Annotated in this window: 12 protein-coding genes; 9 read left to right on the plus strand and 3 right to left on the minus strand. The window is 61.2% G+C overall.

Going from position 1 to position 13,939, the window contains the following annotated elements:
- Positions 1 to 102: 102 nt before the first annotated feature.
- Positions 103 to 1,482 (minus strand): exodeoxyribonuclease VII large subunit, encoded by a 1,380-nt coding sequence (xseA, locus tag FXN63_RS16730; protein WP_148816353.1) that lies wholly within the window; start codon positions 1,480 to 1,482, stop codon positions 103 to 105.
- Positions 1,483 to 1,768: 286 nt separating this feature from the next.
- On the opposite strand from xseA, the gene FXN63_RS16735 reads away from it, so the two are divergent.
- The 7 genes from FXN63_RS16735 (at position 1,769) to FXN63_RS16765 (ending at position 6,641) form a co-directional block, all read left to right on the plus strand.
- Positions 1,769 to 2,374, plus strand: a complete 606-nt coding sequence (locus FXN63_RS16735) for a MotA/TolQ/ExbB proton channel family protein (protein ID WP_148816354.1) — start codon at positions 1,769 to 1,771, stop codon at positions 2,372 to 2,374.
- Positions 2,371 to 2,802: an ExbD/TolR family protein gene (locus tag FXN63_RS16740; RefSeq protein WP_148816355.1), complete on the plus strand. Its 432-nt coding sequence runs from the start codon at positions 2,371 to 2,373 to the stop codon at positions 2,800 to 2,802. The genes FXN63_RS16735 and FXN63_RS16740 overlap by 4 nt, the downstream gene beginning before the upstream one ends.
- 52 nt (positions 2,803 to 2,854) lie before the next feature.
- Positions 2,855 to 3,823, plus strand: a complete 969-nt coding sequence (gene lpxK / locus FXN63_RS16745) for a tetraacyldisaccharide 4'-kinase (protein WP_148819447.1) — start codon at positions 2,855 to 2,857, stop codon at positions 3,821 to 3,823.
- Entirely contained in the window at positions 3,804 to 3,977 is a 174-nt protein-coding gene (locus tag FXN63_RS16750) for a Trm112 family protein (RefSeq protein WP_148816356.1), read from the plus strand. The genes lpxK and FXN63_RS16750 overlap by 20 nt, the downstream gene beginning before the upstream one ends.
- A 108-nt stretch (positions 3,978 to 4,085) precedes the next feature.
- Positions 4,086 to 4,862: a 3-deoxy-manno-octulosonate cytidylyltransferase gene (gene kdsB, locus FXN63_RS16755; protein WP_148816357.1), complete on the plus strand. Its 777-nt coding sequence runs from the start codon at positions 4,086 to 4,088 to the stop codon at positions 4,860 to 4,862.
- Positions 4,863 to 5,014: 152 nt separating this feature from the next.
- Positions 5,015 to 5,668, plus strand: a complete 654-nt coding sequence (gene adk, locus FXN63_RS16760) for an adenylate kinase (protein WP_148816358.1) — start codon at positions 5,015 to 5,017, stop codon at positions 5,666 to 5,668.
- 214 nt (positions 5,669 to 5,882) lie between these two features.
- Positions 5,883 to 6,641 carry a 3-hydroxyacyl-CoA dehydrogenase gene (locus tag FXN63_RS16765; protein WP_148816359.1) on the plus strand — a complete coding sequence of 253 codons (759 nt, stop codon included), beginning with the start codon at positions 5,883 to 5,885 and terminating at the stop codon, positions 6,639 to 6,641.
- 1,471 nt (positions 6,642 to 8,112) lie between these two features.
- Here the strand turns inward: FXN63_RS16765 and murJ are convergent.
- Entirely contained in the window at positions 8,113 to 9,690 is a 1,578-nt protein-coding gene (gene murJ / locus FXN63_RS16770) for a murein biosynthesis integral membrane protein MurJ (protein WP_148816360.1), read from the minus strand.
- A 932-nt stretch (positions 9,691 to 10,622) separates the two neighbouring features.
- On the opposite strand from murJ, the gene rpsT reads away from it, so the two are divergent.
- Entirely contained in the window at positions 10,623 to 10,886 is a 264-nt protein-coding gene (gene rpsT, locus FXN63_RS16775; protein WP_148816361.1) for a 30S ribosomal protein S20, read from the plus strand.
- Between the two features lie 230 nt (positions 10,887 to 11,116).
- Here the strand turns inward: rpsT and FXN63_RS16780 are convergent, their stop codons facing one another.
- The gene (locus FXN63_RS16780) at positions 11,117 to 11,905 is read right to left on the minus strand and encodes a flagellar brake protein (protein WP_148816362.1); all 789 of its coding nucleotides are present in this window, start codon (positions 11,903 to 11,905) and stop codon (positions 11,117 to 11,119) included.
- Between the two features lie 186 nt (positions 11,906 to 12,091).
- Between FXN63_RS16780 and FXN63_RS16785 the strand changes: the two genes are divergently transcribed.
- The gene (locus tag FXN63_RS16785) at positions 12,092 to 13,903 is read left to right on the plus strand and encodes an EAL domain-containing protein (RefSeq protein ID WP_148816363.1); all 1,812 of its coding nucleotides are present in this window, start codon (positions 12,092 to 12,094) and stop codon (positions 13,901 to 13,903) included.
- The last annotated feature ends 36 nt before the right edge of the window (positions 13,904 to 13,939 follow it).

A 13,939-nucleotide genomic window follows, 5' to 3' on the forward strand; every position in this document is an offset into this window, starting at 1 on the left:
GTGGACCGTCGGGTAGACAGCATGTCGCGCCACAGCCTGCGGGCGCAAACATGAGAATTTGGGGGGCAAGTGCGTCAAACGAGTGACATCAGACAAGCAGCATCACTCTTGCACCGGGACCGACTGCCCATCGGCCGACACCTGCGTCACAGACGCCTGCGCCTGACCTTGGGCAAATCCTAGTGTAACTGTGTCACCCACCCGAAGGTGGGCAGCCTGTCGCAGGATGTTGCCATCCTGGTCGGTAACTATGGCATATCCACGCGCCAAAGTCTGGTCAGGCCCCAAGGCCTGCAGCGCAGCCCGATGCGATGCAAGCTGAGCACGCAGCGTGTCGATGCGTCGTCGCTGGGCTGCCGGCAATCGGCGCACCGCATCGCTGAGTCGATCACGAAGACGGCTGGTCGTGGGCACGCGATAGCGCAAACGCTGCTGCAACATGGCCAGACGAGCACCGCGAGCCTGTTGCGGCATGCGCCATGCCGCGATCAAACGGTGCACGGTGGCTTGCAGTCGTTCGCGCTGGCGGGACAGCCGGTCCCGGGGCGACAGCATGCGACCGGCCACGCGATCCAGCCGTTGCGTCGCCTGATCCAGACGTCGCTGCTGGCTTCGCATCAAGGCCTGCGCAGCGCGTTCGACCCGTGCCATCCATTGGTCCCGCGGCATGGCGGCAAGCTCGGCGGCGGCCGTGGGCGTAGGTGCGCGCACGTCCGCAACAAAATCGGCGATGGTGAAATCGGTCTCGTGCCCCACCCCACAGACCACCGGTATCTGGCTATTGGCCACGGCACGCGCCACCGCCTCGTTATTGAAGGCCCACAGGTCTTCGATACTGCCGCCGCCGCGCACCAGCAGCAGCGTGTCGACCTCGGCACGACGGTTGGCCAGATCGATGGCAGCCACCAGCTTGGCCGGTGCATCGTCACCCTGAACCGGCGCTGGGTACACAATCACCGGCAGATGCGGCACACGACGGGCCAAGGCGGTGATCACGTCATGCAAGGCCGCCGCGCGCAGTGAGGTCACGACCCCGATGGCGCGTGGCAAGGCCAAAGGCACCCGCTTGCGATCCGGCGCGAACAAGCCCTCGGCTTCCAACTTTGCTTTCAGGCGCATGAAGGCTTCGAACATGCCGCCCTGCCCGGCCCGACGCATGCTTTCGGCTTGCAGCTGATAGTCGCCACGCGGCTCGTACAAGGACACCCGCGCGCGCACTTCGACCTGATCCCCCTCGCGCGGGACGAAGCCAACCAGGCCCGCCCGCCCGCGGAACATCACCGTGCGAACCGCGGCACCGCTATCTTTCAGCGTGAAGTACCAATGACCGGACGCGGCAGCGGTAAAATTCGAGACTTCGCCACGAACCCACACAAGCGGGATGTGCCGTTCGAGCAGGTTCGATACAGTACGGTTTAGCTGAGTAATCGTAAGTATTTCCCGCGTCGGGGCGTCCTGCGGCGTCCAGGATGCCGCGCTCACGCGGTCTTCCCGGCAAAAAGCTGTCCACAGTGGCGCGGATGCTCGATGTCAAGAAATATTTTATTCTTCATGCCGTTTTTTTTGGATTAAGCACTTGATTTAATTGAAAATTCGTCAAGGCCGAGCAGTTGTACAAAAACTGGGCAGCCTAGCTCGACCCGCATGAAACGTGGGCCGGATGCGAGTTACGCACATCATTATCCACAGTAACTGTGGATACTTGTGGTGTTGTCCCCCGCCACCCGTCCTGCGGTTACATCTTACGATCTTTTATCAGGAGAGCCTTTTGCTCGCCATCATCCGCGACGCCGGCTGGCCCATCTGGCCGTTGCTCGTCACCTCTGTGCTGACCCTCGCTCTTATCATCGAACGTTTGCTGTCCCTGCGCCGCGAACGCATTTTGCCGATCGGCCTGCTCGACGAAGTGCTCGGCCTGGTTCGCCAGCGCCAGGTCACGGTCGAAAACGTCAACCGTCTTGAAGCCAACTCGCCGCTGGGCAAGGTCCTGGCTGCCGGCCTGCGTTCACGCAAGCTGCCGCGCGAACGTACCCAGGAAAGCCTGGAATACGCAGGCGGCGTTGCTGCACACGACCTGGGTCGCTATGTAGGTGCGCTTGGCACCATCGCTGCCATTGCACCGCTGATGGGCCTGTTCGGTACCGTCGTCGGCATGATCGAAATCTTCGGCGCGTACTCGCCCACTGGCAGCGACCCGGCCCAGCTGGCACGCGGCATTTCCATTGCGCTGTACAACACCGGCTTCGGCATTCTGATCGCCATTCCGGCCATGGTGTTCTACCGCTACCTGCGCGCCCGCATCGACGCCTATGTGCTCGACATGGAACACGCCGCCTGGCGCTTGCTCGACACCATCCACGGAGCCGAGGCATGAAATTCCGCCGCGCCCACCAGCGCGACGAACCGGATATCAACCTGATTCCGCTGATCGACGTGCTGCTGGTGATCCTGATTTTCCTGGCCGCCTCAACCGCGTTCACCAAGGTATCGGCCTTGCAGATCGTGCTGCCGACGGCCCAGCAGAACACACCGGTGGATCGCAGCCAGGACATCGTGGTGGCAGTGGCAGCCGACGGGCGTTATGCCGTGGACGGCAAGCTGCAAGCTGCTGGCAGCTCGCCAACCCAGTTGGCCGAGGCCTTGCGCCAAGCTGCGACGGGTCGTGATGCGCCTGCGGTGGTGGTCAATGCCGACGCCGCAGCCAGCCATCAATCGGTGATCCAAGTGATGGAAGCCGCGCGCCTTGCGCAGATCGGGCGCCTGAACTTTGCCACGCAAAACAGCCCCGCCGCCCCCCGCTGATCCGGCCTGGCTGCATGCAGAGTGGCAACGCGCCGGTTGGCGCAGCCACCTGATGCTGCCGCTTGCCTGGTTGAACGGGGCGGTGCTGAGACTGCGGCGGGCAGCCTACCGGCTTGGCCTGCGCCAAGCCTGGGTGGCCCCCGTACCGCTGGTGGTGGTCGGCAATATCTATGTCGGTGGCACCGGCAAGACCCCCTTGCTGATTGCCCTGATCCAGGAACTGCGAGCGCGTGGCTGGCATCCTGGCGTGGTCAGCCGGGGCTATGGTGCGCAAGTGGGCGAACAACCTAATGTGGGCTGCGGTGAACTCGATCCGCGTGCCTTTGGCGACGAGCCGGCGCTGATTTCCGCGCGCACCCACGTGCCGATTGCCGTACACCCTCGCCGCCCGGCTGCGGTGCGCAGCCTGCTGGCTGCTCATCCAGAGGTAGATGTTGTGCTGTCTGACGACGGCTTGCAGCACCTGGCACTGGCCCGCGACGTGGAAATCGTGGTGCAGGACGCCCGGGGTGTCGGCAATGGCCGCTTGCTGCCTGCCGGCCCGCTGCGTGAATCGGCTGCGCGTCTGGCCTCGGTGGATGCCTTGGTCACCAATCTGAACACAGGCGATGCACCAGGCCCTGCGCGAACAATCGCTGCCCGCCAACTGGACATGCGGGTCGCGGGCGACGTCGCCGTGAACCTGCGCAGCGGCGAAAAGCGGTCACTTGCCAGCTTTGCGAACGCGGGCAAGGTTGGTGCCGCAGCAGGCATCGGTCGGCCGTCGCGCTTCTTTTCCATGCTGCATGCCGTGGGCATCCAGCCAGTGGAAGAACTGGCCCTGCCCGACCACTATGACTACGCCGTCTCACCTTTCAGCGCAATAAATGCCGATGCGGTCCTGATCACCGAGAAAGACGCCGTAAAATGCGGACATCTCGACGATCCGCGTTTGTGGAGCGTTGCCGTGTCGGCACATCTGTCCGACCCTTATTTCTTCGATTGGCTGGAGGCCCGACTCCATGGACGTACGTTTGCTTGACATCCTGGTATGCCCGGTCTGCAAAGGCCCGCTGCGTTACGACCGCGAACGCCAGGAACTGATTTCCGAGGCTGCACGCCTGGCCTACCCGATTCGGGACGGCATTCCGATCATGCTGGAAAGCGCAGCCCGCCCGCTGCCCACGAATCACTGAAGTCGATTCATCAAGCCAGTTGCATGACCTGTTTTCCCAGGTCTGGCTTGATTGACCCATCTGCCCCGCTTTACCGACACCACCAGACTTCCCGAGTCATCGCCATCCATGGATTTCATCGCTGTCGTTCCCGCCCGAACCCGCTCGACGCGGCTGCCGGACAAACCGCTTGCCGACATCGCCGGCATGCCGATGGTCGTGCGCACTGCTCAACGTGCGCTTGCCAGCGGTGCAAAGCGTGTGGTGATCGCCACCGATGATGTGCGGGTGCAAGACGCAGCGATTGCCCACGGCATCGATGTGCTGATGACACGTGCAGATCACCCGACCGGCACCGATCGCCTGGCCGAAGTCTGCGTGCAGCTTGATCTGCCCGATGACCAGGTGGTGGTGAATGTCCAGGGCGACGAGCCCTTAATCGACCCGGCCTTGATTGCAGAGGTGGCCCGCATGCTGGGGCAGCACCCCGATGCCGCCATCTCGACGGCAGCGCATCCCATTGCAGATGCTGCAGCGCTTTTCAATCCGAACGTGGTCAAGGTGGTACGTGGTGTAGATGGCCGCGCGCTGTATTTCTCACGTGCGCCCATACCTTGGGCACGCGACGCCCTGTCGGCAAGCGAAGGAAACCAGATTCTGGCTCCGGGCTTACCCGCGCTGCACCATATCGGTTTGTACGCATATCGCGCCGGTTTCCTGCGCCGCTTCCCCACCCTGCCGACCGGGGTACTGGAACGCTGGGAGTCCCTGGAACAGCTGCGTGCGCTGGAAAATGGCTACCAGATTGCGGTACACCTGGCAGCCCATGCACCGGCTGCCGGCGTGGATACCCCCGAAGATCTTGAGCGGGTGCGTGCCACGTTTGCACATCACCCCGCCATTTGACCGCTTTATCGCCCTACGGTAAGTTTCGTCACAATTACGTCGCAATGTCGGCCCGTATGGCGACATTGTTCGCGCCTGGCACCGGCCGGAGAGCCGTCGGTGCCAATGCCACGCATTACTCAGAATACTCAATCACCATCAGGACAATTCCCATGCGTCTCATTCTGCTCGGCGCCCCGGGTGCCGGCAAAGGTACCCAAGCCACTTTTCTAAAGGAACGTTTCGGCATTCCTCAGATCTCGACCGGCGACATGCTGCGCGCCGCCGTCAAGGCCGGCACGCCGATGGGTCTTGAAGCCAAGAAGATCATGGATGCAGGTGGCTTGGTGTCGGACGACATCATCATTGGTCTGGTCAAGGATCGCCTGAACGAACCCGATTGCGCCGACGGTTATCTGTTCGACGGTTTCCCGCGCACGATTCCGCAAGCCGACGCACTGAAGAGCGCCGGCGTTGCGCTGGACTTCGTGATCGAAGTCGACGTGCCCGAAGAAGAGATCATCGAGCGCATCAGCGGTCGCCGTGTCCACCCGGGCAGCGGCCGCGTGTACCACACGCGTTTCAACCCGCCGAAGGTTGAAGGCATCGACGACGTGTCCGGCGAGCCGCTGGTGCAACGCGACGACGATCTGGAAGAGACGGTGCGCAAGCGCCTGACCGTCTATCGCGAGCAGACCCGTCCGCTGGTCGAGTACTACTCGACCTGGGCCGAGTCTGGCGACACTGCCGCCCCGCAATATCGCCGCATCGCCGGCGTGGGCACGGTTGACACCATCAAGGCCCGTCTGTTCGAAGCGCTCGAATAAGACGTGTACGACCTGAAACGCGCCGTCTTCGGACGGCGCGTTTTGCTGCAAGCCCCTTTCTTTATGCACGGCGATGAATAAGGTGTCACATCAGACATTTATTCTCGGCGCGCATGATTGACGCGTATTGATTGACGCGCGTTGATTGACGTTTACGTAAACGATAGGCAGCCCTTCCACTCAAGGCGTGCCGCCCCGACTCAGGAGATTTTCGATGGACATCACAGGCAAAGTCGTTCTCATCACCGGCGGGGCCTCGGGCCTTGGCGCGGGCACGGCACGACGCGTGGTTGCTGCTGGCGGCAAAGTGCTGATCGCCGACGTGCAAGATGAAGCAGGCAAGGCGCTGGCCGCCGAGCTGGGCCAGAGCTTTGTGCATTGCGACGTGACGAGCGAGGCCGACGGCCAGGCGGCTGTGGAAGCTGCGCAAGCACTTGGCAAGCTGGTTGGCCTGGTGAACTGCGCCGGCATCGCCCCTGCAGCGCGCACGGTTGGTCGTGATGGCCCGCATGCGCTGGGTCTGTTCCAGAAGACGATCGGCATCAATCTGATCGGCAGCTTCAACATGATCCGTCTGGCGGCAGCGGCCATGGGCAAGAATGAGCCAGAATCTACTGGCGAGCGCGGTGTGTTGATCAATACGGCGTCTGTGGCAGCGTATGACGGGCAGATTGGTCAGGCGGCCTATTCGGCGTCGAAGGGTGGCATCGTAGGCATGACTTTGCCGGTGGCGCGCGATCTGTCGAAGGTCGGCATTCGCTGCGTGACGATCGCCCCGGGGATCTTTGGTACGCCGATGTTGTTCGGCATGCCGCAGGAAGTGCAAGACGCGCTGGCCGCGTCGGTCCCCTTCCCGTCGCGCCTGGGTACGCCGGACGATTACGCGAAGCTGGCGCTGCACATTTTCGACAATGACATGATCAATGGCGAGACGATCCGCCTGGATGGTGCAATTCGTCTGGCACCGAAGTAAGCAGTCGACGTCTGAGTTTTACTCGACGGTTTGTTGAAGCGGGTCATGCATTGCATGGCTCGTTTTGCATTTCACGGTTGCCAGATTCGCTGTTGTTGCGGCGTTTTGCTCGTGAAGGTGTAGCTGTTCTTCTGCCAGTCGCGGGTGGTGGGGCCGGATTGGCTGCCCCGCTGGACGTTGGCGTCGGGACTCCCGCCCTCCACCTTGTCCAGAAGGGCAGCCAATCCGGCCCCACCACCCACGCCTTCAAGCTTTCTTGGTTAACCGCACATGCCGCCTTTGGACGCATTTGGATTCTCTGGCTGTTTGGTGCTGTGAACGGTTCTCGGCGTGCGGTGGCCACCGTTCTTGATCACCATGCGGCTGGCCTTGGGGACTTGGCTGACCAGGTCGCCACGAAGCGACTCAGCGGCTCACGTCTCGGGCCGTTCTTTAGAGGCCTTTCAGGGCAGCGCCACGCAAGAAGATTTGCGCGTCTGCTTGGTGGTGGGGTGACTTGGAAGCGGGTGGCCGCGCACCAGGTAATGCGACGAAAAGGCGGGGCGTTGACGGTCAGCGTATTAAAGGCTGCGCACTGAACGTTCGGAGCGATGATCAACGTTCGAGGCAATGAAGATCGGCGATGAGCGATGGCAAATGCTGACGCTGCCAAGCATTTCCAAAAAGCACTGACACGTCCGTTGAGCACCTGTATCAAACAGCCGCCAGCGCCACGATCGTGTACCTATGGGACGGTCAGAATTTTTGTGTGCAAGGCGCTTCCAGCAGCCTCGCGTACATAGTTTAGGCGCTCTAGCCCGCCGACGCCCCAACAGTCCTTAGCACACAATTAAGCGTGCCAAGCCGCCAACGCCCTGGTGGCGTTGCCGCTACCGCACGCCAAGCGCCGCGAACGACACGCAGCACAAGCGTTTTTATGCAAATCCGCCGCCAGCGCCACAATTGTCGCTGCCGCTTTCCGCATGCCATGACGCTGCGGCCACCCGCTTCGATGTCACCCCACCACCAAGCAGACGCGCAAATTCTCTTGAGTGGCACTGCCGTAAAAGGCAGCTGAAGAACCCACCAAATCGTGAGCCGGAGAAATCGCTTCGTGGCGACCTAGCCAGCAGTCCCCATGGCCAGCCAGGTGGCGTTCAAGAATGGTGGCCGCCGAATGCCGAGAACCGATTCCAGTACCTGGCAGCCAGAAGATTCCGCACGCCCAAAGGCGGGATTTGCTTCTAACCAAACAACTTTGAAGGCGTGGGTGGTGGGGCCGGATTGGCTGCCCTTCTGGACAAGGTGGAGGGCGGAGACCCGACGCCAAGGTCAAGCGGGGCAGACGAGCCGGCCCCACCACCCGCGACTGGCTCAATAGCAACTGAAACGCCACAAGCAAAACGCGGCAGGCAAAAGAACACCACACCGCCGCCCAGAAAACGCCAACGCTACCAAACCCACACCCATCACAACAGCAAAAAACCTCAAATCACGCCTGCTTAGAAGCAACTACCGACACAGCACTGGCACGACGAAGATGACGAGGACGCAGACCCATCGCCAGCAACGCCAACCCGTAAATGCCAGCAGCGACACCAATCACCCCCAACAGATACGCCACCCGCACCAGACCATGCATCGCCAGCCAATCCAGATGTTGATTGGCAAACACCAGAAACGCCGACATCGCCCCCACGGCCACCACCATCCGTAACGCCAGAATCCCCCACCCCGACACCGGCCGATAAATCCCACGACGACGCAACCCGATCAACAACGCCAACGCATTCACACACGCCGCCAACCCAATCGACAACGCCAAGCCAGCGTGCTGCAACTGCGGCACCAACAACAGATTCAACATCTGCGTCACCACCAACACCATCACCGCAATACGCACCGGCGTGCGGATATCCTGCCGCGCGTAAAACCCCGGTGCCAGAATCTTCACCGCCAGCAAGCCCACCAAACCAACCGCATAAGCCAATACCGCCAGCCGCGTCTGCCCCACATCGGCCGCAGTAAACGCGCCATAGTGGAACAACACCGCCACCAAGCCCTCAGACGACAAAGCCAAGCCCAGCGCAGCCGGCAGACCCAGCAAGACCGTCAAACGCAGGCCCCAGTCCAGCAACGCGCTGTACTGCGCCGTGTCGCCCTTTGCGTGCGCCTGCGACAGGCTGGGCAACAACACCGTGCCCAGCGCCACCCCCAGCAACGCAGTCGGAAACTCCATCAAACGATCGGCGAACGACAGCCAGGTGACGCTGCCAGGCGCAAGCCACGTGGCAATGTTGGTGTTGATCAGCAAAGACAACTGCGCCACCGACACACCCAGCGTGGCGGGCAGCATCTGCCGCAGAATGCGTTTGACGGTGGGATCTGCCCACGCGGTGCGCAGGTCCAGCGACAGGCGCGGCAGCATTTTCAGCTTGGCCATGGCGGGCAATTGCGCGGCGATCTGGGCCACGCCACCGATCATCACACCAATGGCCAGCGCATAGATCGGCGGATCAATGTGCGGGGCGATCCACAGGCTTGCGCCGATCATCGCCAGATTCAACAACACGGGCGTTACCGCCGGCACCGTGAAGCGACGCCAAGTGTTCAGCACACCAGACGCCAGCGCCACCAGTGACATGCAGGTGATGTACGGGAACATCATCCGCGTCATCCACACGGCAGAATCGAAGTCTGCCGCGCGCTCGGGGCCGCGCATGCCGCTGCCCATGGCCGACACGATCAAGGGCGCGGCGATGATGCCGACCAATGCCACCAGTACCAGCACCACACTCAGCAGGCTGGCAACCCGATCGATCAGCACACGTACTTCGGCCTCGGGACGCTGGGCTTTCACCTCGCCAAGAATAGGCACAAAAGCCTGTGAAAACGCGCCTTCGGCGAACAGCCGACGCAACAGATTCGGAATCCGGAACGCGACCCAGAAAGCGTCAGTCAAGCCACCCGCACCAAAGGCACGTGCGATCAGGATGTCGCGTGCCAGGCCGGTGAAGCGTGACAGCAGCGTCAGGCCGCTGACGGTGGCGGCGGAACGCAGCAGACTCATGAGAAAACTCCGGAAAACGAAAGTACGCGAACGATGAGCGCGACAGGCGGACAGTACTTGCAAGGACGACCGCACACATCGGCAGCCCACGATGGCGAAAGTACGAGAGTTCAACACACCCGATCCGAATCGATACTGAATCGATCCGATCAATCACACCGGCGCGCGGGGCGACAGGCGCGGTGGATTGTAGAGCGTTCGCCATTGCCATCGACAAGTAGACTTGCGTCTGCCAGACAGACCATGCGCACGGCGCCACACCATAAATGGATGTCGCTGGGACACCTTTCCCGGGATAGTTCTGCGTTGCCGTCGCGCTGACCGGGTCTCACCATGCACGGAACGTGAAAAACGGAGAAACGACTGGTGCCACTGCGACCAATGCGACTCCCCTGAAATCAGTCCCTAATAGCCCGACAAGCGCGGCCTGCCGCAGCTTGCAAGGCCCTCTTCAGCCTGATGAACGGCGCAATCCTCACATTGGGCTACTATTCGGCCTGAATCCAAGCACTTGGACGGCCTTTGTGTTGATTTCCCGGCCGATCCGGGCTATATTGCTTGGCTTTGCGAAGTTCTTTCTTAGCTGGAAGTTTCCCCGGCCCGGCGTTTGTTCAACAAGCAGGCCAGGGGGAGAGTGGGACTTAAGACCAGGCTTTTTTCGACTGCGTTCTTGAGCTGATGTGAAACCGGGCTTTCAGACTGATTTCACGCAGGGTTGAATTGCCAAGGCTTAAACGCCAAGACATGCCAACCAGGGCGTAACTGCCACCTTCTCGACAAAACTTTTTGGCCTTGATGCAACGGATCGACGTAGGACCCTGCTCTTTCGGGCTTTACGCAGATATGTGGCTCAAGACCGAACAGCCCCTCTGAACCATCCGCTTGAACTAACGAGCTTCGCTCTCTTGAACCGGAAACTGGACTAATACCTCATGGCCAATACTGCCCAAGCTCGCAAGCGTGCACGCCAAGCTGTCGCACGCAACAAACACAACTCCAGCCTGCGCTCGATGCTGCGCACCTCAATCAAGCGCGTTCGCCAAGCGATCGACGCTGGCGACAAGGCTGCTGCCACCACCGTCTACCAAAAGACCACCAGCGTGATCGATCGCGTGGCTGACAAGAACATCATCCACAAGAACAAGGCTGCTCGTCACAAGAGCCGTCTGGCTGCCGCCATCAAGGCACTGGCCTAAGTTCACGACAATCGTTGGGAGCGCAAGCGCGTCAAGCACTGCACTCCCGGCGATAACGGCAGCAATGCCGTCCAGGTCGAAAAAAACCCCGGAACGCTTTGCGTATCCGGGGTTTTTTATTGGCTGAATTTTCTGATCAGTGCCATCGTTTGATCAGCGCCAGCGCTTTTGTCAGCCCTGGCACCTCAGGCCACGGCCATCAAGTCCGCAGCCTGCCAGCCCAACAATAATCAAGCGCCGTTGCGACGAAGCAGTTCCAGGTGATAGATCACGCGCTGCACGAAAGGCTCGTCGCTGCGACCTGGATCGATGAACTGGCAACCGAAGTGGCTGACTTGTCCGACCGCCATATCAACCGCGCGCTGCGACATCACACGCAGGCCGATCTGCAAGCTGCCCAGCTCACCGAAGCTCAGCAAGGCATCGCTCAACACCGTACCAATAGGCAGATCATCAAGCGGCAGGTCGCGCGCGCGCAGCCCGACACCACCCAAGGAAATATCGTGCAGGTATAGCGAGCGCTCTTTGCCATCGGCCAGCACCGAGACGCAGCCATACGGATTGCTTTTCTTGGCAACCGCACGGAAGTGCCGGCGCATTTGCAGTCGGATAAGACTTTGCGGCAGCGGCGACACCAGCACGCGCACGCCGTCGATCTTGCGTTCAACCGGCGGCGGCGTCACGAAGCGAACGCGAATGCCGGATGCGGAGCCCGAAAACGCGATGGCTTTGGCAGCCAGCAGCGAGTCCGTGACCCCCGGAGCCATATCAGGCTCGAACATCCATTCCTGCTTGGCGTTATCGACGTGGACGACACTGGTCACGCCCTGTTGAGCGCCAACACCCCAACGCATGGTCAGGGGATTACGGCCACGCCGGAGGTCGGCAAGTACCGAGCAAATATCCAGCGGGTGCACTAGCCGATAAGAATCCATCGACGGTTCGTCTTTGGCGTCATCGCTAGGCGGCGCATTCAGCGCTTCTGACGACATGGGATGGGTATCGGTGGAAAGGCTCATGGGACTCGGCGCGAAAATTTGTCACAACTTTTCATATCACACTATACGTCAGGTAGCGGTCTCGTGGAGCCTTCTGGCAAACGTTTTAAGCCGATGCAGACATGAAGCAATGCCGCAACATTTTTATATAGGGAAAACCCTAGAGTAACAAAACCATCACGAGGGGGGACTAGGCTCCCACGAGCCATGCCAACCCTCACTGACCTGCATGCCGTCAACCGGCCCCTTTCCTCGCCTGAGCGCCTGGTCGATCAGACTGCGCTGCACGCGGTATTTCAGCCGGTCATCGATCTTGCACGCGGCAAGGTCTATGGTCACGAAAGCCTGATCCGAGGACCGCGCGACACCGATATTCAATTCCCTGACGCATTGTTCGCCCTTGCGCAGCGTCAAGGGCGAGTGGTTGAACTGGAACGCGTGGCGGCGCGGGTCGGTGCGGCCAGCTACGCCGCACAACGGGGCTGCGCAAAACTGTTCGTCAATTTCGGGGCGACCGCCTTGCTGGCCTTGGCGCGACAGAACCCGGTTCGCCCGCTGGCCAGCCTGCTTGCCGATACCGGCATCGATGCCTCGCAACTTGTGATCGAGCTGACCGAAGACGATCCCGGCCCAGGCTCTGACGATTTGGGTCGCGTGCTGCGGCAGTTGCGCGAACAAGGTGCCATGCTCGCCCTGGACGATTTCGGCAACGGTTATTCCAGCCTGCGTCGCTGGGCTGAATTGCAGCCCGATATCGTCAAGATCGACCGCTATTTTGCACGCGATGTGCATCTGGATGCACGCAAGATGCAGGCGCTGCGCGCCCTGCTCGACATCGCAGAAGCCTATGGCACACGTTTGGTGGCCGAGGGCATCGAGACCGCCGACGAACTGGGTGCGGTGCGTGACCTGGGCTTTCATTACGCGCAGGGCTACTTCCTTGATCGGCCGGCACTGGGCGTCAATCATCATCTGAACCAAGCGACGCTGGAAGTGCTGGAACACCGTCAGGTGGCGGTTTATCCACCGTCGGGGCCGGTTGCGCACAACAACCATCATGTGGATGCCCTGCGGGTCGACGCGCCGCCTGTGCTGCCCAATACCACCAACGATGCCGTGGTCGCCCTCTTCCACCAGACACCGGCGCTGCATGCGGTCTGTGTGGTCGACACCGCCTCGCGTCCGCTTGGCCTGATCAACCGGCGTGACTTCATGGACCGCTATACCCAGCCCTATCACAAGGAGCTGTACGGTCGCCGCAGTTGCGAGCCCTTCATGCGAGCCGATCCCATTCTGGTGGAACGAGCGCAGACCCTGGACGAGATGACGGCCTTGCTGCTGTCGGGCGATCAGCGCTATCTGACCGATGGTTTTGTGATTGTGGACGATGGCCGCTATCTGGGCCTGGGCACGGGTGAACAACTGGTGCGCGCAGTTACCGAAGTGCGCATCGAGGCCGCCCGACATGCCAACCCGCTGACCTTCCTGCCCGGCAACATTCCGATCAGCGCGCACATTCAGCGGCTGCTTGATCACGGCAAGCCATTCACCGCCTGTTATGGCGACCTGAATCATTTCAAGCCATTCAACGACGAATACGGCTATTGGCGCGGCGACCAGATGATCCGCCTGCTTGCCGAGGTGCTGATATCGCAGTGCAATGCACGCCGCGATTTCGTTGGTCACGTCGGCGGTGACGATTTTGTGATTCTGTTCCAGAGCGAAGACTGGCAAGAGCGAGTCGAACGCATGCTGGAAGAATTCAACACCCGCGCAGCACTGCTGTACGACGAGACCGCACGCGCTTTTGGCGGCATTGAAGCGGAAGACCGTCAGGGCTATCTGGCCTTTTTCCCGCTGACCACTTTGGCGGTGGGAGCGGTCCGGATTCAGCCAGGGAGCTACCAACGCCCGGAAGAAGTGGCGAGCGCGGCGGCGCTGGCCAAACATGCCGTCAAGCAACGTGGCGTGGGTCTGTACATCGAAGAATCTGCCAACGCAGGACCGGCGGCGGCCTGATCCACGCCACAGCGTCCAGGCGAAAAAAATGCCCTT

This window comes from Pigmentiphaga aceris (genome assembly GCF_008119665.1).
Classification (GTDB): Bacteria; Pseudomonadota; Gammaproteobacteria; order Burkholderiales; family Burkholderiaceae_B; genus Pigmentiphaga; species Pigmentiphaga aceris.